This window comes from Pseudomonas sp. NPDC088885, assembly GCF_044750025.1.
GTDB lineage: Bacteria > Pseudomonadota > Gammaproteobacteria > Pseudomonadales > Pseudomonadaceae > Aquipseudomonas > Aquipseudomonas rustica.
The window spans coordinates 1-23,180 of the sequence record NZ_JBIVJB010000067.1; the positions used below are offsets into that span (position 1 = coordinate 1).

A 23,180-nucleotide genomic window follows, 5' to 3' on the forward strand; every position below is an offset into this window, starting at 1 on the left:
CGCCAAACCGGCACCGTTAAATGGTTCAACGATGAAAAGGCTTCGGCTTCATCACTCCTCAAGGTGGCGGTGACGACCTGTTCGTACACTTCAAAGCTATCGAATCCGACGGTTTCAAAAGCCTGAAAGAAGGCCAGACCGTCTCCTTCGTGGCTGAGAAAGGCCAAAAGGGTATGCAAGCTGCACAGGTTCGCCCAGAGTAATTTCTCGGCGCACTAAAAAAACCCCGTCCATGTGACGGGGTTTTTTATGCCTGCAACAAAAGCCTTGTTAAATCAGCCGCAGTTGACGCGGGTGATCACCAGGTTGTTGTCGGTGTTGAGGTTCAAGCGATCGGAACGGTACTCAAGCGTGATCATGTCGTTCGGCTTGAGAAAGCGGGCATTCTGCGCGCCTGCTTTGGTGCGGGCTTGCTCCAGCAGTTCCGGCGAGGCTTTCTTGCCGATGGTGAATTGCGCTGCCGAAGCATCACAGCGGCTGTGACCGGCTTCGGTCGCCACGGAATCCTTTGCCGACTCGCTGGAGGTCGTGCTGCAACCGGCTAACATGGCAGCGGCCATAAGTGCACCCAGTGTCGCGAACTTCAAAGGCATGAAGCCTCCTTATTTCAAAAAGTTAAGCTGAGATCGTGCGACCGCCATTCCGGCGTTTGGTTTCACGGCCGATGCCATCACCCTGCCCCACGATCGGAAAAACGCCGAGTGTGCCTGAGCGGCGTTCATGTATTCATCAATCAATCGTGACTGAATATTAACGGCGTTCAATAGACGTCGATGTAGTCAAATGGCGGATTCGGCCAGTTGTCCTTGAGCGCGTTGAAAATCTGCATCACCCACACCTCATCACTGGCCGCGACATTGCCCACATAGCCCGAACCCTTGGCCCAGGTTTCGAGGCGAAACAACAGTCCGTCGATGTCCTGCCCACCGGTAATGCCCGAAGAAAGGTAAGCGATGCCGCCCTTGGTTACGCGCAGTTGCGTATGTTCGTCATCACTGGCTGAAGCGAGCAACTGGCGCACCGCGTCGAGCGTAAGGCCGTCAGGGGTATTCAAATCGATCTGCACAGCACGATCCTTGGAAAGCCGGAAAAGACCAAGTGTCGCATAGCGCTCCGCTCATGCCTAAGTCGCAGTGCCAAACGCCCGACAAAATGGTTAACTCGGCACACAGACTTCCCGACTTTTCGAGCGCACCTCATGACCACCATCAGCATCGACGCCGACATCAAAGCCAAATGGGCAGACGGACACAGCTCCTATAGTCCGGGGACGACAGAAGAGCTGGCGCTGATTGGCATCGATCTATTGGTCAAAGAGTTGGGCACGGAAGCGGCCAAGCAATTCATCAAGCAGATTTTTGAGCGTTACCCGACTGAAAAAGTCGAGCACGCAGAGAAGGCGTGAACTCTCGCTGGAGTAAAGGTTTAGGGCGTCTGCGCGGGCCTCTTCGCGAGCAAGCTCGGCTCCTACAAAACTGCGTGAATTTGTAGGAGCTGAGCTTGCTCGCGAAGACGGCCTTACCGACGACGCGCCCTCCGCGAGTGCGAATGCTTTATTTCAGGCGCTTCAGACGCTCGGTCAGCAAGTCGAAGAAGCCCTGAGCGTCACCGTTTTCAACCCAGAAGGCATTCTTCGGCGCTTTCAGGCCGTCATACCAGTCAACAACGGTCTGGCCGAAAGTCGGGCCTTCACGGCTATCAACCACGACATTCACCGAACGACCGGTGAACAGCTCAGGCTTGAGCAGGTAAGCGATGACGGTAGCGTCATGCACCGGGCCACCCGGGATGCCGTAATGCTCCATATCGCCTTTGATGTACTCGTTGAGGATGTCGCCAACAATCTTGCTCGCATTGTTGTTGAGCGCAGCGATCTGCTTCAGACGCGCGTCACTGGTGAGGATCTTGTGGGTCACGTCCAGTGGCAGGTAGGTCAGTTTCACGCCGCTTTTGAGTACCACTTCAGCCGCTTGCGGATCGGCAAACAGGTTGAATTCGGCCACCGGGGTGATGTTGCCGCCATTGAAGTGCGCACCGCCCATGATCACCACTTCCTTGATGCCCTGCACAATCTCGGGCTCCTGGATCAGCGCCAGAGCCAGGTTGGTCTGCGGGCCGAGCATGGCGATGGTAATGCTGTGCGGCTTGGCGCTCTTCAGGGTATCGATCAAGTAGTTGACAGCATTGCCTTGCGCCAGGCCTTTTTTCGGCTCATGCACGGTGACACCCGACAGGCCTTCCTTGCCATGGATGTTCTCGGCGTAAATCGGCGTGCGCATCAGCGGCTTCGGTGCACCGGCGTAAACCGGCACATCCTCTCGCCCTGCCCACTCGCGGGCCAGACGTGCGTTACGCGAGGTTTTGTCGAGACGCACGTTGCCGGCAACGGTGGTCAGCGCGCGAATGTTCAGTTCTTCTGGCGAGGCCAGTGCGAACAGCAAAGCGACCACGTCGTCAGCACCCGGGTCGGTGTCGATGATCAGGTCGATTTTTTCCGCCGCCTGAGCGCCGGTGGCAGTGATGACGGACAAAAGCAGCAGACTCCGGAGCAAATGGTGCAGTTTCTGAGCATAGCGTTGCATGGCGCATTCCTTGTGCTGGTGAAATCAAAAGTTAGAAGGTGACCCCGGCGACCAGCACGATGTTGCAGTACGGCTGGCATTCGCCCGTACGAACAATCGCTCGCGCCTGTCGGCTAAGCACCTTGAATTGCTCATGACTGAGCAGATCGCGGCGCCCCAAAGCGCCCTCTTCGTTCAACGCGTCCAGCGTATTCAGCGCCGTCGGTTGCTTGTCGAAAATTTCTTTAGCCAGCGCATGGCTTTCCACCTGCATCTCGCTGAGCACGACTTTCAGCGTGCTGACGAAATCCGGCACGCCATGGGTCAGCGCCAGATCGATCAGCTCGACACCCGGCGGCACCGGCAGCCCGGCGTCACCGATGACGACCATGTCGCCATGGCCCAGGGAGGCGATCAGTCGCGACAGGGCGACGTTGAGCAGAGGAGTCTTTTTCATGCGGGTTTAAACGCCTGTACGTCGGATTGGGTGGGAATGGACGGTTGCGCGCCAGCGCGAGTGACCGACAGCGCGGCGGCAACCTGCCCGTAGCGAATGGCTTCGGCCTCGGACTTGCCAGCGGCCAGCGCAGCGGCGAAACCACCGACAAAGGTGTCCCCCGCCGCAGTGGTGTCGACGGCTTTCACCTTCGGCGCCGGGAAATGCTCGAAGCTTTGACCGTTGGCGAACAGCGAACCTTGCGCGCCGAGGGTGATGATGACTTTGCCCGCGCCCATGGCGATCAGGTGGCTGGCCGCTTTTTCTGCGGACTCCAGCGAGTCCACCGGCAATCCACTCAACGCGGTCGCTTCGCTTTCATTGGGAATCAGGTAATCAATGGCGGTGAACCAGTCAGCGGGCAGCGGGCGGCTAGCCGGTGCCGGATTGAGGATCACGGTTTTACCGAGTGCGCGGGCACGCTTGAGCGCATGGCCCACGGTTGCGTCGGGAATTTCCAGTTGGCAGATGACCACGTCGGCCGCCTGCAACACCGCATCGAACTGGTCGATCACCGCAGGCGTCATCGCGCCATTGGCCCCGGCGACGATAACGATGGCGTTCTGACTGTTGTCATCGACCACAATCAACGCCACACCACTGGAATCCTCGACCACACTCACAGCCTGGCAATCAATCTGCTCGGCCAGCAAGGCGTCGCGCAATTGCACGCCATAGTCATCGCTGCCCACGCAACCGACCATCGCCACCTGCGCGCCCAACCGGGCAGCAGCGACGGCCTGATTGGCACCCTTGCCGCCGGAAACCGTGGCGAAGGAATGACCGATCAGAGTCTCACCGCCGACGGGAAGGCGTGGCGCCCGGGTCACCAGATCCATGTTCAGGCTGCCTATTACCACTACATTTGCTGGCATACATCACTACTCGTCAATTCGGTTTCAGCGGTATTCGGTGAACACGCCGGACAGCGGCGCGGTCGATTCGCGCAGGACAATACTCGGGGTCACGATGCGTTGATCGGTGCCCAGATTCGGGGTGGCAATCCTTCGCAGCAGTACTTCCGCGGCCATCTCGCCCAGTTGCAGGATCGACTGGCCGACGGTGGTCAGCGCCGGGTACACGTAACGGCTCATCTGGATATCGTCGAAGCCGATCACCGACAACTCGCTCGGCACGCGCACGTTGCGCTCAGCCGCCGCACGCAACACGCCGATACCGATCATGTCGTTACCGGCGAAAATTGCGCTCGGCGGATTGCTTTCGAGCAGGATCGCCGCCGCGTTGTAGCCGCCGGTGCTGGTGAAATCGCTTTCCAGCATGCGTTGCTGCCGGACTTCGATACCGGCCTCTTTCAGCGCCCGGCAATAACCGGCCTGACGCATCTGCGCCACGCTGGTATTCGCCGGCCCGCCGATGGTGGCGATGTCGCGATGGCCCAATTCCAACAGGTGGCGAGTCGCGAGGTAAGCGCCGTATTCGTGGTCGATGCGCACCAGATCGGCGTCGACACCGTCCAGTCCCCGGTCGACGATGACCATTGGCGTTTTAACGCCGGCCAATCCTTGCGCCAGACCGCTGTCACCCCCGGCGGAGGCGACGATCAAACCGTCGATACGTTTTTCCAGCAGAACGCGTAAGTAGCTGCGCTGCTTTTCCGGGTTGTCGTCGGAGTTGCAGAGGATCACGCAGTAGCCGTTGCGCTCGCAATAATCCTCGATGCCCCGCGCCAGTTCGGCGAAGTACGGGTTGAGACTGTTCGGCACCAGCAGGCCGATGGTCGCAGTGGTTTTGGCTTTCAGTGAGCGCGCCACGGCACTCGGCACGTAGTCGAGGCTCTTGATCGCCGCCTCGACTTTCAGCCGCACTTCCTGGCTGACTGGCCGGGTTTTGTTCACCACATGGGACACGGTCGTGTAGGAAATCCCCGCGAGCGCCGCCACATCCTTGATCGTTGCCATAAGTCTTTCTCAGCCCCGTCGACTGGCGCGTTGACTGCGATAAGTGTCGAGTACCACGGCAATGACGATCACCGCACCGGTGATGATGCGCTTGGTCGGCTCGCTCGCGCCAATTTGCGCCAGACCCGCCGCCAGCACCGAGATGATCAATACGCCAAAGAACGTGCTGATCACCGAACCGCGTCCGCCCATCAGGCTGGTGCCGCCGATGACCACGGCCGCAATCACTTGCAGCTCAAGGCCGGAACCGGCATTCGGATCCGCCGCTTCCAGACGCGAAATCTGAAACAGCGCCGCGATACCGGCCAGCAACCCCATCAGACTGAACACCAGAATCTTGTACGGCTTCGGATTGATCCCGGCGAGGCGCACGGCCTCTTCGTTGGTGCCGATGCCGATCAGGTAGCGACCGAACACGGTGCGGGTCAAAACCGCCTGAGCAATGATGATCACCAGCAAGGCAATGATGAACGACGGCGAGATACCGAACGCCACCGGATTCGACAGCCAGGCGAACGAGTCACCGATGTACGCGGTGCGCGACCCGGTCATCTGATAGGCCAGACCCCGAGCCATTTCCAGCACACCGAGGGAGACGATGAACGACGGAATGCGCCAGGCCACGGTGATCGAACCGGTGACGGTACCGGCCAGTGCTGCCACTGCCATGCCGAGCAACGCCGAAGGCAACACACCCCAGCCCCAACCGAGAATCGCCACGCTGACCGTCGACGCCGCCAGCGCCAGCACCGAGCCCACTGAGAGGTCGATGCCGCCGATGATCAGCACGAACGTCATGCCGACCGCCAGCACCATCAAGTCCGGAATCTGGTTGGCCAACGTGCTGAAAGTGTTATAGGACAGAAAATGGCTGCTCAAGACCGAGAACAGCGCAATCATCGCCAGCAAAGCCCCGGCCAGGCCCAGATAAGTGCCCAGACCGTAGAAATTGCCACTACGTTTGCTGGCAGGAGATGCAGTTTTCATGGGAGATCCCTAGGCGCCGCTTCGTTGAGCAACGCATCACGTTTTTGGTAGCCGGCGAATGCGGCGGCAAGCAAATCATCCTGAGTCCAGCTGTCACGCTCGAAGGTGTCGATCAGGCGCCCCGCCGACAGCACGCCGATGCGGTCGCAGATCAGCATCAACTCACGCAGGTCACTGGAGACCACCACCAGCGCTTTGCCCTGGCGAGTCAGTTCGCCGAGCAATGCATAAATGTCGAATTTGGCGCCGACGTCGATGCCTCGGGTTGGCTCGTCGAACAGCAGTACCGAGCAATCGCGCTCCAGCCAACGGCCGATCACCACCTTCTGCTGGTTGCCACCGGACAACTCTGAAACAAGCTGTGTCGGGCTCGAACTGCGGATGCGCATGGCGTCGATCTGACGCTTGGCCAAGGCGATTTCGTCGCTGTTATTAACGACGCCGCCACTGGAAATTTCCGGCATATTGCCCAGCGCAATGTTGGCACTGATCGACTGACTGAGCAGCAGCCCTTCGCCCTTGCGATCTTCGGTGATCAGCGCGATGCCGTTGCGCACAGCATCAACCGGCGAACGCACGCTGACTACTTTGGCGGGCGAACCGAGGGCGATGGTGCCGCTGTCGGCAAGATCCGCACCGAAGATCAGCCGCAGCAGTTCCGTGCGCCCTGCCCCGATCAATCCGGAAATCCCGTAGATCTCGCCAGCGCGCACTTCGAAGGAAACGTCGCGAACCTTGTCGGAGCGAGTCAGGCCGGTGACCGTTAACGCCGGCTCGCCAATATTGCGCGCGCCCATGTCGATGTGTTCGCCCAGTTCGCGACCGACCATCAGCGTGACCAGTTGCTCGCTGTTGTAATTGGCCATCGGCTCGACGCAGACCAGATTGCCGTCACGCAGCACGGCAATGCGCTGCGCCACACGAGCAAGCTCTTCGAGGCGATGGGAAATGTAGATGATCGAGACGCCGCGCGCCTGCAATCGGGTGATCTGCTCAAAGAGCATTTCGACTTCGCGCGCCGTCAGCATCGCGGTCGGCTCGTCGAGAATCAGCACATGGCAATCGCCGATCAGGTTGCGGGCGATTTCAACCATCTGCTGATGACCGATGCCCAACTCGCCGACCAGTGTGTCCGGATCGATCGCGTCGAGGCCGACTTGCGCCATCGCTTCGATCGCCGCTTTGCGCAGTTGCTTGCGACTGATCCAGCCACCGTTGCTCGGCAGGTTGTCGAGAAACAGGTTCTCCGCCACCGACAAGGTCGGCAACAAATTGAGTTCTTGCATGACCATTCGCACGCCAAGCTCTTCGGCCTGAGTACGACTGCCCGGGCGATAGTCCTTGCCCTGAAACTGCATCTGGCCGGTGGTCGGAGTGACCAGTCCGCCAATGATTTTCGACAAGGTGCTTTTGCCGGCGCCATTCTCGCCGGTCAGCGCCAGCACTTCACCGCGCATCAGCGTCAACTCGATGCCGGTCAGCACCGGTTGCGCATAGGTCTTACCGATACCGCTGACCGAGAGGACAGCGTTCGGGGCGGAAACTGACATAAAAACTCTCCATGCGCTCGCCCGGACGGACGAGCGCCGTTGTGCCGCCAGAAGACTTACTGGGTGACCAGCTCGACCGGCGTTTCGATCACGCCATTCGGGCCGCTGTCGACTTTCTCGCCTTTGATGATTTTCAGCGCAGTCTCGATGCCGAATACCGCTTGTTTGGCAGCGAACTGGTCAGCAGTGGCGAGCACACGACCGTCCTTCAGCATCGGCTTGATCGCGTTGATGTTGTCGTAACCAACGACCTGCACCTGACCAGCCTTGCCGGCGGCACGTACGGCGGAGACGGCGCCAACGGCCATGCTGTCGTTACCGGCCAGCAGTGCTTTGACGTCCGGGTATTCGCTGAGGATCGAGGCGGCAACCTTGTTGCCCTTGTCGATTTCCCAGTCGCCGGATTGCAGCGACACCACTTTGATCTGCGCCGCGTCCATCGCGTCCTTGAAGCCCGCGGTTCGTTGCTGGGCGTTGGTGGTCGTCGACACACCTTCAATAATGCCGACTTCGTCACCGGCCTTGAGCTGCTTGGCCAGGTATTCACCGACCAGACGCGCGCCTTTACGGTTATCCGGGCCTACGAAAGGCACGCTGATGTTTTTGCTTTTGACGATGGCCGGATCAAGCTGATTGTCGATGTTGATCACGGTTATACCGGCATCGACGGCTTTCTTGATCACCGGCACCATGGCCTTGGAGTCAGACGGCGCGATCACCAATGCGTTGACCTTGGCGAGAATCATCTGCTCGACGATGCGCGTCTGGCCGGCGGTATCGGTTTCATCTTTGATGCCGTTGGAGATCAGGTCGAAATCGGCGGAGTGTTCTTTCTGGTAGGCCTTGGCGCCGTCTTCCATGGTCAGGAAGAATTCGTTGGCCAGGGATTTCATGACCAGTGCGACTTTAGGTTTTTCGACAGATTCGGCGAACGCCGAGGAGACAGGTAGCGCGGCGGCGGTGGCAGCCAGCATAGCGACAGCAAGAAGACGTCCAGCGAATGGCAGCTTCATGGGTTCACTCCGATCTTATGATTATTGTGAGCAAAGGTTGCGCTGGCGTAAGCTGCGTGGTCTTCCCTACAAGGGAAACCAGCCGATAAAGCCGCGCAAACGTTTGCGTAGACCGAACTATGCGAATCCCGCCGACATTTGTCAACAAACAGAAAATAGTATTTTTCGGCAGGGCAAGTCATCTGACTCGCCCTCTTCTCATGCCGTGGTATTGACCACGCTGCCGGTGCTCGAACCCTTGGCCAACTCTTTGACCAGGCTGCCGGCCACTTGCATAAGTGCGGCATTGGTATCGGCGATCTGCCCTTGAATCGACATGACAATGGTGGCCTTGGCTTCCGGAGTTGAATAGCTCGCGGCTTGCGCAGCGGCCAATTGCTGCTGTTGTTCCTGCAACTGCTTTTGCAGTTCCTGCATGCGCTTGAGCAGCAGTTTTATGGTGACGCTTTGATTGCCGCCGCTTTCAGCCTTGCTCTCTTCCTGCGCCGGCCCACCGGTTCTCACCGTTTTGCTATCAGCCTCTTCCTTGCCCACTGCATTGGGTGACGCTTCTGCATCCGCTTTGGCCAGCGCATCGATCGTTGCCGCCGTTTTACCACCGATGGTGACCGCGCCGGGGTTGGCAAAACCGACTGTCAGTGTCATGTGAAACTCCTGAAAAAATGGATTCCTTGAACAGGCATCGGCCTGCCTGACGCTTTCTTTAATAAGACGCTGGAAACGTCGGACTCCCGACAGGCAATCAACACCGCCATGCTTTTCGGTGAGCCGAACATAAAAGCCGGCTCTGTTCGGAAAGCCGGATATGCACTTGGTTACGACACGCTATCGATCGAATAAATACTGATATAAATCATAAACTTAAACATTTTTCTCCCGCACAGTACGAATGGTACAGATCCTGCTCCCTACCCCTGCACCCCGGCATCCAGATCGGCCGGGGCGCATCTAGATGAACCTGCATCAGCACCGTCTCACTACTAGAGAGAAAAATAATGAAATCTGCTTTCAACACTTTGGTTCCGGGCGCTTTGGCCCTCCTCATGCTCCTGCCCACCGCCCTTCAGGCAAAAGAAGTCGAAACCCAGGCAAAACTCGCCAACGTCGTGGTACTTGCCACGGGCGGCACCATTGCCGGTGCGGGTGCCAGCGCCGCCAACAGCGCGACGTATCAGGCGGCCAAGGTCGGCGTCGAGCAACTGATCGCCGGCATTCCCGAGTTGAGCACACTGGCGAACGTGCGTGGCGAACAAGTCATGCAGATCGCGTCCGAAAGCATCACCAACGACAACCTGCTGCAACTCGGTCGTCGTGTCGCCGAACTGGCTGACAGCAAAGACGTCGACGGCATCGTCATCACCCACGGTACCGACACCCTCGAAGAAACCGCGTACTTCCTGAACCTGGTCGAGAAGACCGACAAGCCGATCATCGTTGTCGGTTCGATGCGCCCAGGCACCGCCATGTCCGCCGACGGCATGCTCAACCTGTACAACGCGGTGGCCGTGGCCAGCAGCAAAGACGCGCGCGGCAAAGGCGTACTGGTGACCATGAACGACGAGATCCAGTCGGGTCGCGACGTCAGCAAAATGATCAACATCAAGACCGAAGCGTTCAAAAGCGCCTGGGGCCCGCTGGGTATGGTCGTTGAAGGCAAATCCTACTGGTTCCGCTTGCCAGCCAAGCGCCACACCATGGATTCGGAATTCGATATCAAGAACATCAAGAGCCTGCCTGACGTAGAAATCGCCTATTCCTACGGCAACGTTAGCGATACGGCCTACAAAGCCCTGGCCCAATCCGGCGCCAAAGCAATCATCCATGCCGGCACGGGCAACGGTTCGGTGTCTTCCCGCGTGGTGCCAGCGCTGCAAGAGCTGCGCAAGGAAGGGGTGCAAATCATTCGTTCGTCCCACGTCAACGCCGGCGGTTTTGTTCTGCGCAACGCCGAACAGCCTGACGACAAGTACGACTGGGTGGTTGCTCACGACCTGAACCCACAGAAAGCCCGCATTCTGGCGATGGTCGCGTTGACCAAAACCAACGACAGCAAAGAGCTGCAGCGGATGTTCTGGGAATACTGATTGACCTTCGCCCGGTCTTCTCTTGATCGGGCACACTTCACACCACTCGTTTACCGGGCGAGTGGTGTGAGGCTTACGACCCTTCTGCATCTTTCCTACAAAAAAATCGACTCGCCTCACATTAAAATCAAAAAACCGCTGTCAGAGGATTTTCTTGAATTTTAAGCAGTTGCGAAAATGCCTACAGTTAAATACTGTATGCACGTACAGCTTAATAAGGATAACCTCGTGGCCACCTCCCCTGATGCTCCTGACGCCTTTGAACGCATGGGTATCCGCGTTCAAAAGATCATCAATTCCCCTACCGCACAAAAAGCCAAAGCCGCACTGATCTTCCGTTTGCCGGACGAGCCGATGGATGAGTGGGAGCGCTTGCTTGAGGAAATCGACGAGAACGACAACGTCACCCTCGCCTATCGCGACGATGGTGGCGTGCAGATTTTTTGGGTTGTGCCGAAGGAAGATTGATTCAATGAGTGTCCGCTGTTTTGTTTTGCTGTTGTTGTCGTTCATCGCTTTTGGCGCACAGGCCGGAGCGCCACGCACGTTTTCTGAAGCCAAGAAGGCTGCGTGGAAGCTCTACGCGCCACAGTCCACGGAGTTTTATTGCGGGTGCAAATACTCCGGCAACAAAGTGGACTTGAAGGCCTGCGGTTATGTGCCGCGCAAGAACGCCAAGCGTGCGTCGCGCATCGAGTGGGAACACATCGTCCCGGCCTGGCAGATTGGCCATCAGCGCCAATGCTGGCAGGACGGCGGCCGCAAGAATTGCACGCGCTACGACCCGACCTATCAGAAGGCTGAAGCCGATTTGCACAACCTGGTGCCGAGCATTGGCGAGGTCAACGGTGACCGCAGCAACTTCAGCTACGGCTGGCTGCCGGTGCAATCCGGTCAATACGGTTCGTGCCTGACCCAGGTCGATTTCAAAGCAAAGAAGGTCATGCCCCGCCCATCGATTCGCGGCATGATCGCCCGCACCTATTTCTATATGAGCAAGCAATACGGCTTGCGCATATCGAAACAGGATCGGCAATTGTACGAAGCGTGGGACAAGACCTACCCGGTGCAAGACTGGGAGCGTCAACGCAATCAAAGCGTGGCGTGCGTGATGGGGCGCGGCAATGAGTTTGTCGGCCCGGTGAATATGAAAGCCTGCGGTTGATCGAACACGCAAAAGAAAGGCCTCGAACGTGATGTTCGAGGCCTTTTTTGTGGCTAGCTGCCGGCCTTGTTGTAGCGCCAGTAACCCATCAGATTGAGCGACTCGCGCGGGATGCCACAGTCTTTGATCAGGTACCTGCGCAAGCTCATCACTGCCGCGCTTTCTCCAGCGATCCAGCCGTAAAAACCTTCGGCGGCGGTTTCGGCGATTTCCCAGAGTATTTCTTTGTCAATATCAACCTCGGCGAGCTCCACAGCCTGGCCGACGGTTGAGGTGTTGATGGGCGGGACGGCTTTTTGCACCGCCTCAACCATCAATGTACCAGCGGTGGTTTTCTCGCGGATCAGCCACTCCACGGTCAGCCCCGGCCAATCGGGAACTGGCAGCATGTCCTGAGCGCTGTCGACTTCAAAGAACGCTTGAGTCTGGGGCGGAGCGGCTTTCGCGGCCAACACATCAAGAATGCCCATGGCAGCCGGCAACGCGGTGCCGTCGGCAACCAGCAGAACCTGATTAAGGGTCTGCGGCGGCTTCCATTCGAAGCCTCCGGCGTCATTGGCCGAGAAGCGCCGGTCGGGGGCAAGGATCTGCATCGAATCCCCCGGTTGCGCACGAAGCGCCCAACGCGAGGCCGGGCCGGTTTCGCCGTGCAGGACGAAATCGATATCCACTTCGCCTTGTTCGGCGCGCAAATGGCGAATGGTGTAGGTGCGCATCGCCGGACGTCGATCAGCAATCATTGCCTTGAAGCGCGCGTACCAGCCTTCACCTTGAGCCAGTCTGGCCGGCGAACCGTCGGCCGCAGGGAAAAACAGTTTCACCCGTTGATCCGGCGCCCAGGTGGCCATGTCGTTGACCGAGGGATGAACCAGGGTGATCCGCATCATGTGCGGGCTCAGCTGGGTTTTGCGCTGGAGAGTGACATCGAACAGCTTGTAGGGATTGGAGGCCATGCGGAGCTCCTTTGGGAAATCGTGACTGGTTCGTATAAGACGAGTCAGATCCGATGACCTTTAGGTCGCTCCACTGAAAGGCAGGCTTACGGCGTGATCGGGTGCTCGATCACCACCGATTCAATATTTTGTTTCTTGGCTTTTACCAATGCCGCATCCACTTCTACTTTTCGCGTTTCGGCGTCGGCTTGCGAGTTGAACGGGCCGATCAGAATGCGCGGTTTGCCGCTGCTGTCTTTGATCACCGTCGGGATGAAAGCGTGCTCGATCAACCAGCCGCTCAGGTCGCTGACAGCCTGCGGGGTTTCGCCGCGCACTTCGAGATCCCATTGCGGTGCAGCCGCCGCTGCTGGCGCCGTCACTGCTGCCGTTTGTGGTTTCGGTGCCTCAACGTTTTTGCCTTCACCACACCCGGCCAATACCAGTGCCGCGACCATCCAGACCAATTTGCGCACAACGCTTTCCTCGAAATTCTCAAAGGCGCGATCTTAACATTCAAAAATACTTCGCGAGCCCCGCAAAATGGGCACAAAACAACGAGAATGATGATTGCAGCCTCTGTATAGTTACGCCCTGGGAATTAATGCCGCATCTGCGCGTCAGAAAGAGGCACCCAAACTGTGAGACTTCGCACTAATCTATACGTACCACCGACCTCTGCACTGTCTGAATCAGGTGCCCTACAAAGCAATCAAGGAGAAGACCATGCTGATACTCACCCGCAAAGTCGGTGAAAGCATAAACATTGGTGATGACATTACGATCACCATTCTGGGCGTAAGCGGCCAACAGGTTCGCATCGGCATCAACGCTCCAAAGAACGTTGCCGTACACCGTGAAGAGATCTATCAGCGCATTCAAGCTGGCCTGACCGCACCGGACAAGCCACAGACGCCCTGAGCCTCACAGCAGTCAGTAGCCAGTTAGCTTGCCCGCGCGCAATGACTGGCTAAAGATTCATGCGCCGTCCTGCCATCCACCCCCACTTCGTTGGGCACGGCGCTTGATATGCTTTCCCGCCCCGCTTGATCCACCCTGCCCTCTGTTGAATCCGATACTACCCGCCAATCTTAAGGCTGGATGTCGGACGTTTCCGAGAGAGCACGGGGAATCCGCCCTCCTAGCCGAACGTCACCCCTCGCGCCATTCCTGTTGCGGCGACAACCATCAGCACCAGCAATAGCGCTTCAGCGTGACTGATTCGTGCATAGATTTTTGCCCGCCCGGTATCAATCGGCTTGCCCTTTGCCAAAGCGATCCGCCATTTGATCAACGTAATCATTGGCGCGAGCTCCATCAGCAGAATCAGCACAAACAACGTCATCTTCAGATGGAACAGCGGCTGATGCAGGTAATAGTCGGTGCCTTTTTCGTACCCACCGAAGGCACGCATCCCGCCGGTGATCAGCAGGATCAACGCTGAGACGCCCCATAGATTGTCAGCGAGCAAAACCCGCTTCACCTCTCCGGTTCCGGCAGCGAGTCGACTGAACGCCGTCCCGCGCGTCAGTACCGCCCAGAAGCCCAGGGCAAACGCCAGTAGATGAACCGCTGCAAGAAACCAGTGAACCAGCATCGAGACACTCCCATCAGCAAGAGTAGAAAATCGGCCAGTCAGTAGTAGTCGAAAAAGTAGGGGTTTGCTCGCGCAGGTACGTGGGACTTGTTACGTCCTTGCGCAAGAAGAAGGGAGAAGCCAAATCGCAGGCAAAAAAAATCCCAAGCAGCTGATGGAAGCTTGGGATTTAAAAATGCATAAACCGTGGTGGTGAACGCGGGGCGAATGTTACTGAAATTCACAGTCTGTAACAAGGTGTTTTTGATAACCGGTTGGTTAAATAAAACCGTAACCCATTCAATATACGAATTATTTTTCATGGCCTCGGCGACGAACGGTGATCGCTTACCAAGGATTGGTTTGAATTTATAGATTCACAACTCGACCAGTTTTTACGAGCAACCCGGGAGCAGATTCCTTGGAAAGGTCGACTGCATTCGACTTAATCACTTTCCACGCCGAACAACTCACTCAGGCAGAAAAAATGAATTACCTGATTCGGCATTCGGTCAAGAATTGTGAACGCAGTAAATCTGACGAGGTGCAGTAATGACTATCGAAGCAGAGACACTCGTACAACTGACCGAAGCGCTCCAGCAACGCGGCATGACTCTGGTATCAGACGTTGCATTCATCCGAGCGCCCTACCGGCATAACCATCGCTGGGTTTGCAGCGTAGAGTAAAAAATCGACCGGATCTGTCTGTGGCAGCAGTCAGGATTGGCGAAGATCCTCGCTCCAAAACGGGCTTTGCAAAAGTTTTGCAAATCGCAGACAACAAAAAAGGGCCCACCTTTCGGTGAGCCCTTCTAGACCGCCCAGCAGAGCGGATTTTGTTTGGTAGGCGCGATTGGACTCGAACCAACGACCCCCACCATGTCAAGGTGGTGCTCTAACCAACTGAGCTACGTGCCTGCTGTGAGGCGGCATTCTACGGAATTCCGGAGGGGTGTCAACACCTTTTTTTCACCTAACCCTATGAATATGCAAAATATTTAATTTCGGCTCGGCGACGAGGATTTTCCGGTGGCTGGCGGAGGTTTTTCAACTCGGGTAGGATCGATGCACTCGTAAAATATATTAAACAGAGGCTGCAGGATGGCGAACACCCCTTACCCAGAGTCTTATTACGCTGCGTCGGCCAATGCCGTACCGCCCCGTCCTGTTTTGCAGGATGACGTGGAGACGGACGTCTGTGTGATCGGCGCCGGGTACACCGGGCTGTCCTCGGCGCTGTTTCTGCTGGAGAACGGTTTTCGCGTGACGGTGCTGGAAGCGGCCAAGGTCGGTTTTGGCGCATCGGGGCGCAATGGCGGGCAGATCGTTAACAGTTATAGCCGCGACATTGATGTGATCGAGCGCAGCGTCGGTCCGAAGCAGGCGCAACTGCTCGGGCAGATGGCGTTTGAAGGTGGGCGGATCATTCGTGAGCGTGTGGCCAAGTACAACATTCAGTGCGACTTGAAGGACGGCGGCGTGTTTGCCGCGCTGACTGCCAAGCAGATGGGTCATCTGGAATCGCAGAAGCGCCTGTGGGAGCGCTTTGGCCATACGCAGCTTGAACTGCTGGATCAGCGCCGCATTCGCGAAGTGGTGGCGTGTGATCAATATGTCGGCGGCATGCTCGACATGAGCGGCGGGCACATTCATCCGCTGAACCTCGCGCTAGGCGAAGCGGTCGCTGTGGAGTCGTTGGGCGGCAGCATTTATGAGCAATCGCCCGCTGTGCGTATCGAGCGCGGCGCTAACCCGGTCGTGCATACGCCGCAGGGCAAGGTGAGGGCCAAGTTCATCATCGTCGCGGGCAACGCTTACCTCGGCAATCTGGTGCCGGAATTGGCAGCGAAGTCGATGCCGTGCGGTACGCAAGTGATCACCACCGAGCCGCTGGGTGATGAGCTGGCGAAAGCGCTGTTGCCGCAGGATTACTGCGTCGAAGACTGCAACTACTTGCTCGACTATTACCGACTGACCGGCGACAAGCGTCTGATCTTCGGCGGCGGCGTTGTTTACGGCGCCCGGGATCCGGCGAACATCGAGGCGATCATCCGTCCGAAAATGCTCAAGGCGTTTCCGCAGCTCAAGGATGTGAAGATTGATTACGCCTGGACAGGAAACTTCCTGCTGACCTTGTCGCGTTTACCGCAGGTTGGGCGGCTGGGTGACAACATCTATTACTCGCAGGGCTGCAGCGGTCATGGCGTGACGTATACGCATCTGGCCGGCAAAGTGTTGGCTGAGGCATTGCGCGGTCAGGCTGAGCGTTTTGATGCGTTTGCGGATTTGCCGCATTACCCGTTCCCGGGCGGGCAGATGTTGCGCACGCCGTTTGCGGCGTTAGGGGCTTGGTATTACGGGTTGCGGGATAAGTACGGTTTTTAAATTCGAGCTATGGAAACCCTGTGGTGAGGGGATTTATCCCCGATGGGTCGCGCAGCGGCCCCATAAAATGGGACTGCTACGCAGTCCATCGGGGCGGTGCGACGTTTCGCTAAATCCCCTCACCACAATAGATTTCGACAGGCTCCGGATCAGAGCTGGTCGCGAGCGATACCGCTACGAATCCGCAGGATATCGGCGAGTACCGCCAAGGCAATCTCCGCCGGCGTCTTGCTGCCAAGGTTAAGCCCGATCGGCGCATGAATTCGCGCCAACTCACTCTCCCCCAGCCCACCAATCCGGTGCAGGCGCTCAAAGCGTTTCTGCGATGTCTGCAGCGAACCCATCACGCCAATGTAGAACGCTTCGGTACGCACTGCCTCCATCATCGCCAGATCGTCAATGCGCGGATCATGTGTCAGCGCCACCACCGCCGTATCACGGTGGCAGCCACCATCGGCAATAAACACCGATGGCAGTTGCCGACGAATTTCCACGCCATTGAGCACCACACCTTCAAGCACTTCATCGCGCGGATCGCAGAGAATCACTTCAAAGCCGAGACCGACAGCAAATTCGGCACACGCCTGCGCGACGCTGGAATAGCCGGCGAGCAACAAACGTTGCGCCGCGCCGATGCGGATACGCACCCGATCAATCTCACGCTCGATGCGCGCACCCTGCTCGCGATCAGCGAACAGGCTGCGCGCACCGCTGGCCAGATCGACCTCGCGAATCAATCGACGCTGACCAAGCAGCGCCGATTCCAACTCACGCAGATGCGCCTGCACCTCGCAGTCAGCGTCAAATTTCTCAACCAGTACGTCGAGAATGCCGCCGCACGGCAGGCTGACCCGCGAGCGCGGATCGTCGCCTTCGCCATAACGCACGACGTTGATCGCATCGAGAAATGCACCTTCGGCGACGCGCTCAAGAAAGTCTTCCTCGACGCAGCCACCCGACAGCGACCCGATCCACTGCCCGCCTTCGTTCACCGCCAGCAGCGAACCCGGCGCGCGCGGCGCCGAGCCGTAGGTGGTCAGCACGGTGCAGAGCCAAATGCGCTGCCCCGCCACCGACCACTCCAGCGCTCGCCGAACCACTTGCAGATCGAGATGCTGCATGTCAGTGCGCCTTGTGCTCGATGGACGGTGCGTCAGCTTGCAGCTTCTGCACGTCGCTCACTGCCAGTTCAGCCGACTGACCACCCCAACCTTGACGCAGGTAGTTGAGCAGATCGGTCAGTTGTTCAGGCTTGAGTTTGTCGGCGAAACCCGGCATCGGCTGCATGCGCTCGAAGCCAGAGAATTTCTGCTCGCCGATACCGTCCTCGATCACGCGCAGCAGGTTGCGTGGATCTTCCAGACGCAGCGTGGTGTTGCCGCGCATGGCCACCGCGATGTGCGGTTTGCCTTCGCCACCGACCGCATGGCAACCGGCGCAGACGTTCAGGTATTCCTGCTGACCGCGCTGGGCACTGGCGCTGAGTTTCTCGACCGGCACTTCAACCAGCGCTTTGGCTGCCGGCGGTTTGTCGCCAAGCAGGAACGTCGCCATCGCCGCCAGATCCTGATCGCTCAAACCCTGAGTGCTGTTGTGGAACACCGGGAACATCTCGTTGAACATCGTGCCTTGTGCGCTCATGCCGTGCTTGAGGAACGTGCTTAGATCCTGTTCGTTCCAGCCGCGCGCGGCCAGATCAGTGGCCAGCAGGCTTGGCGCCAGATAACCATTGAGAATGCCGCCCGTCAGGCGCTTGTCCAGTTCCATCGCGCCGGGCAGGCCGCGTGGCGTGTGGCATTCGCCGCAGTGGCCGAGCACTTCGACCATGTATTGGCCGCGCTTCCACGCTTCACTTTTGCCTTCGGCCGGCTCCAGTTTCAGGGCTTTGCCGTACAGCACGTTCCAGCCCATCAGGCCCAGACGCACGTTGAACGGGAAGCTCAAACTGGTGACCGGTGCAGCGCGCTCGATCGGCTCGATGGTTTTCAGGTACGCATGGATCGCGTCCGAATCTTCGCGCGGCATCAGGTGATACGAGGTGTATGGCATCGCCGGATACAGGTTCGCACCGTCGCGACGCTTGCCTTCGGTGAGCGCTGCAAAGAACTCGTCATCGTTGTACAAACCGATGCCGTGTTCTTTGCTCGGCGTGATGTTGGTGCCGTAGATCGTGCCGAACGGCGAGACGATCGGCAGCCCGCCGGCAAACGGCGCGCCGCCCGGTGCGGTGTGGCACGCCATGCAGTCAGCGCCGCGAGCCAGATACTCGCCGCGTTTGACCTGATCATCGGCGTGAGCAAACAACACCGGCGCAGCCAGACCGACCGCCAGGGTCAGTCGGGTCAGAAAAAGCTTCATGCTTAACCCTCCTTTACCAGGCCGAGATCGGTCAGCACGTTGCGGGTGGCGTTGTAGTAACGCACGTACCCGGTGCAACGGCAGATGTGATGGCCGAGGCTGTCTTCGATGACTTGCTCGAGTTTGCTTTGCACGGTCGGCTGGCGTTGCAGCTTCTCGACCAGCACGGTCGCGGCGTTGACGAAGCCTGGCGCGCAGTAGCTGCACTGGAAGGCGAACTCATCGACGAAACGTTGCTGGATCGGGTTCAGCTCAGTGACCTGGCCCGCTTCGTCACGCTTGGCGTGGGATTCGATGGTGCGGACTTTCTTGCCTTCGAAGTAATGCGCGCCGGTGATGCAGGTGCGCACTTCTTCGCTGGTGCCGTCCGGGTTATCGACAATCACCACGCAAGCGTGGCAGATGCCTTGACCGCAGCCCAGACGCGAGCCGGTGAGGTTTTTGTATTCGTGCAGGTAGTCGATCATCGGCAGGTCATCAGGGATGTCCACCGGGCCGACGGATTGACCATTGAGGGTCAGTTGAAGCGGACGGTTAGCCATTGAGGGCCTCCTTGATGCGCGCTGGAGTGATAGGCAGATCGCGAACACGTTTACCGATGGCATGCGCCACGGCGTTACCGATGGCCCCGACAACCGGGATCATCACCACTTCAGCGATGCCTTTGGACGGATCGCTCGGCGACAGTGCCGGGAGAATCTCCGACGTCTGTTTCCACACGGCAACGTGACGCGCCATCGGCAGACGGTAACGGTTGAAGTTCCAGTCACCCTCCCCCGGCCCGCCTTCGTACAGCGGCATCTCTTCCATCAGTGCGTGACCGATGCCCATGGCGATACCGCCTTCGAGCTGGCCCTTGACTAATTCTTCAACCAACACACGACCGCACTCGACCCACGAATGGTGGTTGAGCACTTCAACTTCCAGCGAGCCTTTGTTGACCTTCAGCTCGACCAGCGTGGCGACCGGGCTGTAGTAAGTCACGGCAGCGTTGTTCAACTGAACAACCGGGTAGTTGATGTTCTGGCGATCCAGCAGATGGAAACCAGACGTGGTCATCAACGCTTTCTTGGCTTTCGGCGCACCATCACCGTATTTCACCGCCAGACCGTCGAGCGGCAGACGCTCGCGCACGCCGTCGATGCTGTATTCGGCCTCAGCCCAGCTCCAGCGGTTGAACGCATGAACGGTGGCGCCGGTGACCAGACCACGCTCGTGAGCGTGCTTGGCCAATTCTTCGAAGGTCAGCGGCTGCATGCCGTTGGCAGTCAGCTTGCCATCCACCCAGTGCGCATCTTCGCGACGCACAACGTATGGGTTGGCTTGGCCGCCGTAAGGGCCCTGACGCCAGATCTCCATGGCCGCCGGCCACAAACCGTTGTTGAACAACACGCGGGCTGCTTCACGGGTGGCGTGACTGAAGTAGTAAGCCGAGTTGGTCGCGGACGACGCCGAGGCCAACTTGCCGACCCAGCGCGGGTTGCGCAGCAGGTTATCTTGGTCGGCCTGGCTCATGATGTAAGGGTTGCCGCTGGTGATCAGCTGCATTTCCTTCCATTCGGTTTCGCCAGTCTTCACTTCGTGGGCCGGGCTGCCGAGGAAATCGGCGACGACCAAGGCTTGCGACGTAGACATGCCGGTGCCGATTTCGATACCGATGTGGCGCAAGGTGATGCGACCGTCAGCGGTGAATTCGATGCTGGCCATCGGCGCTTCAGAACCGGTGCCAAAGTCTTTCTGGCAGATGGCGAAACCAACGCCGTACCAGTTATCCGGGTCAGCGGCTTCGCGTTGTTTCTTGATCGCGTCGCGGTTTTTCCAGACTTCGTGTGCAGCGGCCTTGTCGAGAATCTCGTGCAGACGCAGAGCACCGGCCGGGATCGCGCCCTGGGTGTTTTTCATCCCCGAACGCAGCGCATTTTTGCGGCGCAGTTCGATGGCATCCACGTTCAGGCGATCGGCGATTTCGTCGACCATCATTTCGGTCGCCGCCATGCTTTGCAGGGTGCCGTAACCGCGCATCGAACCCGCTTCAACACCACGCGAGTGATACGCGGTGACTTGCAGGTCGTTCTGCGGCATGTAGTAAATCGACTGCGCAGCCGTGGCGCCCACAGCGGCTACTGACGGGCTGTAGTTGATCCGGCCACCGCCGTCGACGCTCATATCAGCGAGGAAAACCTTGAAGGTCTGATCGTTCTTGTCCACGGCCAACTGGTAGCGAATGTCGAACGGGTGACGCTTGATGCCGCTCTGGAACTGCTCGTAACGATCGTTGGCCAGACGCACTGGCACACCGGCGCCGTACAGCGCAGCGAGGGCTGCGTAGTAAACGAAGATGTTGTGGTCTTTGGAACCGTAACCCACGGTGTAACCCGGGTGCATGTTCAGGTTGTCCAGGCCGAAGCGCGACGGCGAAATCATTTTCGCGGTCTCGGTCGCCGCTTCCAATGGGCACTGGGTAGCCACCACGAAATGCAGGGTCTTGGTTTTCGGGTCGTACCAGCCGTTGCCGTTGTCCGGCTCCATGGCGGCCGGTTCGATCGACGGCGTCTTGTAGCGCTCATCGAACACCAGCCAGTTGTCTGGCGGCGTGCTGATCTGGCCCTTCATGCGATCGGCGTAGAACAGGCCACGCTCGGTGAGATTACCGTGCAGGTTCGGCTGGGAATTCCACACCGGGCGACGGTTTTTCAGCATCGGGAACAGGATCGAATCCTTGAGGCTGGCGAATTCGTCTTCATCTGCCGAGGTCGGGCCGCCCACGCGCACGTAGCGGAAGCTGCCGTAGGGATCGCCTTCGTAGAACGGCACTTTGGCGCCGTAACGAATCGCTTTGTCATTGAATTTGAGTTTGTTCTTGGCCTGACGGAAACGCTCGAAGTCGTTCCAGATCAGGATCGCTACCGGGTGACCGATGAACATCGGCACTTTGCCTTCAGGCAGCAGCGGATCCGGCGCATGTTCCTCAGGGAAGACGATACCGTCCTTGTCCAGATCGGCAGCGGTGACGATGCGGTCAGGCTGCAGATCGGCGCCAAGCCACGACAGGTCGTAACCGGCATAGATATGGTCGGCCTTGATGGTTTTCAGCAGCATGGCGTGGCCTTGCTGCTCGGGCCAGCCCGGCATGTCCTTGGAACGGATGTCGCGGGCAAAGACTTTGCTGCCGCAGACTTTCGACAAGGCATCGTTACGCTGGCGCGCTTTGCCGTTGTTGCCGAGCCATTTTTCGGACGGCACGGTCACGCTGTTTTCCATCAAGGCAGCCAGCGCCTGGGTGCTGAGCGGCGTAAGCGTGACGCTCACACCCGCCACCAGCCCGCCCTGGAGGAACGAGCGCCGGGTTATTTCACGGTTGGACATGGATCATCCTCTGGACGGTTATACATCCGCCCTTCTGGTTATCTACTGGGGAATCTCGAGTCTTGCAGAAGCCCTTCTTGGCTAAACGAAGGACGAAATGACAGTGCAAAGCTGACCGAAAGGTTAACTTTAAAGGTTTCTGCGCTCGCAGCAAACAACCAGATACAAATTTCTGACTAAAGAATCAAAAAAGACAATGCGACGTGGCACCGCAGGATGGTTACAGGCATCCCCTGTAGGAGCTGTCGAGTGAAACGAGGCTGCGATCTTTTGATCCTGTTTTTTACGATCAAGATCAAAAGATCGCAGCGTGCCGCAACTCCTACAGGGAGCCGGGTTGCGTGATGGGAGCGGAGGTCAAATTTCAGACACAAAAAACCCCGGTCTTTCGACCAGGGTCTTTGCTATCGATTCCGAGTCAACCAACGGTTGCTTTCGGTGCTTCAAGGCGTTCAGTGATCCTTGAAGCAGATATGGCGCAGCGGACGGGACTCGAACCCGCGACCCCCGGCGTGACAGGCCGGTATTCTAACCGACTGAACTACCGCTGCGTATCGCTTTGAGCTTGCGCTCAAGTAACTCGTTTTGATTGAAAGCTTCGGTGCTTTTCAATCGCAAACCAGACAAGTCTGATTTGTACAATATGGCGCAGCGGACGGGACTCGAACCCGCGACCCCCGGCGTGACAGGCCGGTATTCTAACCGACTGAACTACCGCTGCGCGTCGGTGCAGGCACTTTCAGCCTACGTTCTTTATATATCTGAAGATCGTGGAGTAGGTAAAGATA

The 23,180-nt window shown here is 58.2% G+C and carries 23 protein-coding genes, 3 tRNA genes and 1 pseudogene; 7 read left to right on the top strand and 20 right to left on the bottom strand.

The window, feature by feature from the left end; translation table 11 throughout:
- Positions 1-203: pseudogene (locus tag ACIP1X_RS21100) on the top strand (cold-shock protein); the annotation flags it as partial.
- A 72-nt stretch (positions 204-275) separates the two neighbouring features.
- Here ACIP1X_RS21100 and ACIP1X_RS21105 read toward each other — a convergent pair.
- Both ACIP1X_RS21105 and ACIP1X_RS21110 read right to left on the bottom strand, forming a co-directional pair.
- Positions 276-593 (bottom strand): I78 family peptidase inhibitor, encoded by a 318-nt coding sequence (locus tag ACIP1X_RS21105; RefSeq protein ID WP_400651562.1) that lies wholly within the window; start codon positions 591-593, stop codon positions 276-278.
- 167 nt (positions 594-760) lie between these two features.
- Positions 761-1,066, bottom strand: a complete 306-nt coding sequence (locus ACIP1X_RS21110) for a hypothetical protein (protein ID WP_159814881.1) — start codon at positions 1,064-1,066, stop codon at positions 761-763.
- Between the two features lie 132 nt (positions 1,067-1,198).
- Between ACIP1X_RS21110 and ACIP1X_RS21115 the strand changes: the two genes are divergently transcribed.
- On the top strand, positions 1,199-1,405 hold the full coding sequence (locus ACIP1X_RS21115) for a hypothetical protein (RefSeq protein ID WP_400754843.1): 207 nt from the start codon (positions 1,199-1,201) through the stop codon (positions 1,403-1,405).
- A 148-nt stretch (positions 1,406-1,553) separates the two neighbouring features.
- Here ACIP1X_RS21115 and ACIP1X_RS21120 read toward each other — a convergent pair whose 3' ends face one another.
- The 8 genes from ACIP1X_RS21120 to ACIP1X_RS21155 form a co-directional block, all read right to left on the bottom strand.
- Positions 1,554-2,582 (bottom strand): nucleoside hydrolase, encoded by a 1,029-nt coding sequence (locus ACIP1X_RS21120; protein ID WP_053118992.1) that lies wholly within the window; start codon positions 2,580-2,582, stop codon positions 1,554-1,556.
- Positions 2,583-2,613: 31 nt separating this feature from the next.
- Complete coding sequence (gene rbsD, locus ACIP1X_RS21125; protein ID WP_007913481.1) at positions 2,614-3,018, bottom strand: D-ribose pyranase; 405 nt, start codon at positions 3,016-3,018, stop codon at positions 2,614-2,616.
- On the bottom strand, positions 3,015-3,932 hold the full coding sequence (gene rbsK, locus ACIP1X_RS21130) for a ribokinase (protein ID WP_400754845.1): 918 nt from the start codon (positions 3,930-3,932) through the stop codon (positions 3,015-3,017). The genes rbsD and rbsK overlap by 4 nt, the downstream gene beginning before the upstream one ends.
- 24 nt (positions 3,933-3,956) lie before the next feature.
- Complete coding sequence (locus ACIP1X_RS21135; protein WP_400754848.1) at positions 3,957-4,976, bottom strand: LacI family DNA-binding transcriptional regulator; 1,020 nt, start codon at positions 4,974-4,976, stop codon at positions 3,957-3,959.
- Positions 4,977-4,985: 9 nt separating this feature from the next.
- The gene (locus ACIP1X_RS21140) at positions 4,986-5,963 is read right to left on the bottom strand and encodes an ABC transporter permease (protein WP_053118984.1); all 978 of its coding nucleotides are present in this window, start codon (positions 5,961-5,963) and stop codon (positions 4,986-4,988) included.
- Complete coding sequence (locus ACIP1X_RS21145) at positions 5,960-7,513, bottom strand: sugar ABC transporter ATP-binding protein (protein ID WP_212544419.1); 1,554 nt, start codon at positions 7,511-7,513, stop codon at positions 5,960-5,962. The genes ACIP1X_RS21140 and ACIP1X_RS21145 overlap by 4 nt, the downstream gene beginning before the upstream one ends.
- 56 nt (positions 7,514-7,569) lie before the next feature.
- On the bottom strand, positions 7,570-8,526 hold the full coding sequence (locus ACIP1X_RS21150; protein ID WP_400754851.1) for a sugar ABC transporter substrate-binding protein: 957 nt from the start codon (positions 8,524-8,526) through the stop codon (positions 7,570-7,572).
- Positions 8,527-8,724: 198 nt separating this feature from the next.
- Positions 8,725-9,171: a hypothetical protein gene (locus ACIP1X_RS21155; protein ID WP_400754854.1), complete on the bottom strand. Its 447-nt coding sequence runs from the start codon at positions 9,169-9,171 to the stop codon at positions 8,725-8,727.
- Positions 9,172-9,521: 350 nt separating this feature from the next.
- Here ACIP1X_RS21155 and ACIP1X_RS21160 point away from each other — a divergent pair, with 350 nt between their 5' ends.
- From ACIP1X_RS21160 to ACIP1X_RS21170, 3 genes are all read left to right on the top strand, one after another.
- On the top strand, positions 9,522-10,610 hold the full coding sequence (locus ACIP1X_RS21160; RefSeq protein ID WP_400754857.1) for an asparaginase: 1,089 nt from the start codon (positions 9,522-9,524) through the stop codon (positions 10,608-10,610).
- Between the two features lie 198 nt (positions 10,611-10,808).
- The gene (locus tag ACIP1X_RS21165) at positions 10,809-11,078 is read left to right on the top strand and encodes a DUF1654 domain-containing protein (protein WP_400754879.1); all 270 of its coding nucleotides are present in this window, start codon (positions 10,809-10,811) and stop codon (positions 11,076-11,078) included.
- 4 nt (positions 11,079-11,082) lie between these two features.
- Positions 11,083-11,775: an endonuclease gene (locus tag ACIP1X_RS21170; protein WP_053118972.1), complete on the top strand. Its 693-nt coding sequence runs from the start codon at positions 11,083-11,085 to the stop codon at positions 11,773-11,775.
- A 53-nt stretch (positions 11,776-11,828) separates the two neighbouring features.
- On the opposite strand, the gene ACIP1X_RS21175 is transcribed toward ACIP1X_RS21170, so the two are convergent.
- Positions 11,829-12,728, bottom strand: coding sequence for a siderophore-interacting protein (locus ACIP1X_RS21175; RefSeq protein ID WP_400754859.1), 900 nt, complete (start codon positions 12,726-12,728; stop codon positions 11,829-11,831).
- A gap of 86 nt (positions 12,729-12,814) precedes the next feature.
- The gene (locus ACIP1X_RS21180; RefSeq protein WP_400754862.1) at positions 12,815-13,183 is read right to left on the bottom strand and encodes an SPOR domain-containing protein; all 369 of its coding nucleotides are present in this window, start codon (positions 13,181-13,183) and stop codon (positions 12,815-12,817) included.
- Between the two features lie 250 nt (positions 13,184-13,433).
- On the opposite strand from ACIP1X_RS21180, the gene csrA reads away from it, so the two are divergent.
- Complete coding sequence (csrA, locus tag ACIP1X_RS21185) at positions 13,434-13,628, top strand: carbon storage regulator CsrA (protein ID WP_003179932.1); 195 nt, start codon at positions 13,434-13,436, stop codon at positions 13,626-13,628.
- Between the two features lie 220 nt (positions 13,629-13,848).
- Here the strand turns inward: csrA and ACIP1X_RS21190 are convergent, their stop codons facing one another.
- Together ACIP1X_RS21190 and ACIP1X_RS21195 are read right to left on the bottom strand one after the other, a co-directional pair.
- Positions 13,849-14,304 carry a DUF2214 family protein gene (locus ACIP1X_RS21190; RefSeq protein ID WP_053118966.1) on the bottom strand — a complete coding sequence of 152 codons (456 nt, stop codon included), beginning with the start codon at positions 14,302-14,304 and terminating at the stop codon, positions 13,849-13,851.
- A gap of 820 nt (positions 14,305-15,124) precedes the next feature.
- Positions 15,125-15,201: transfer RNA gene (locus ACIP1X_RS21195), tRNA-Val, on the bottom strand.
- Positions 15,202-15,384: 183 nt separating this feature from the next.
- Here ACIP1X_RS21195 and ACIP1X_RS21200 point away from each other — a divergent pair.
- Complete coding sequence (locus tag ACIP1X_RS21200; RefSeq protein WP_400754865.1) at positions 15,385-16,668, top strand: NAD(P)/FAD-dependent oxidoreductase; 1,284 nt, start codon at positions 15,385-15,387, stop codon at positions 16,666-16,668.
- A gap of 149 nt (positions 16,669-16,817) precedes the next feature.
- Here the strand turns inward: ACIP1X_RS21200 and ACIP1X_RS21205 are convergent, their stop codons facing one another.
- The 6 genes from ACIP1X_RS21205 to ACIP1X_RS21230 form a co-directional block, all read right to left on the bottom strand.
- Positions 16,818-17,789: an XdhC family protein gene (locus tag ACIP1X_RS21205; RefSeq protein ID WP_400754868.1), complete on the bottom strand. Its 972-nt coding sequence runs from the start codon at positions 17,787-17,789 to the stop codon at positions 16,818-16,820.
- Between the two features lies 1 nt (position 17,790).
- On the bottom strand, positions 17,791-19,026 hold the full coding sequence (locus ACIP1X_RS21210; RefSeq protein WP_053118960.1) for a cytochrome c: 1,236 nt from the start codon (positions 19,024-19,026) through the stop codon (positions 17,791-17,793).
- A 2-nt stretch (positions 19,027-19,028) separates the two neighbouring features.
- Complete coding sequence (locus ACIP1X_RS21215) at positions 19,029-19,568, bottom strand: (2Fe-2S)-binding protein (RefSeq protein ID WP_053118958.1); 540 nt, start codon at positions 19,566-19,568, stop codon at positions 19,029-19,031.
- Complete coding sequence (locus ACIP1X_RS21220) at positions 19,561-22,392, bottom strand: xanthine dehydrogenase family protein molybdopterin-binding subunit (RefSeq protein WP_400754871.1); 2,832 nt, start codon at positions 22,390-22,392, stop codon at positions 19,561-19,563. Before ACIP1X_RS21220 ends, ACIP1X_RS21215 begins: the two co-directional genes overlap by 8 nt.
- Before the next feature lie 474 nt (positions 22,393-22,866).
- A tRNA-Asp gene (locus ACIP1X_RS21225) sits at positions 22,867-22,943 on the bottom strand.
- 93 nt (positions 22,944-23,036) lie between these two features.
- Positions 23,037-23,113: transfer RNA gene (locus ACIP1X_RS21230), tRNA-Asp, on the bottom strand.
- Between the last annotated feature and the right edge of the window lie 67 nt (positions 23,114-23,180).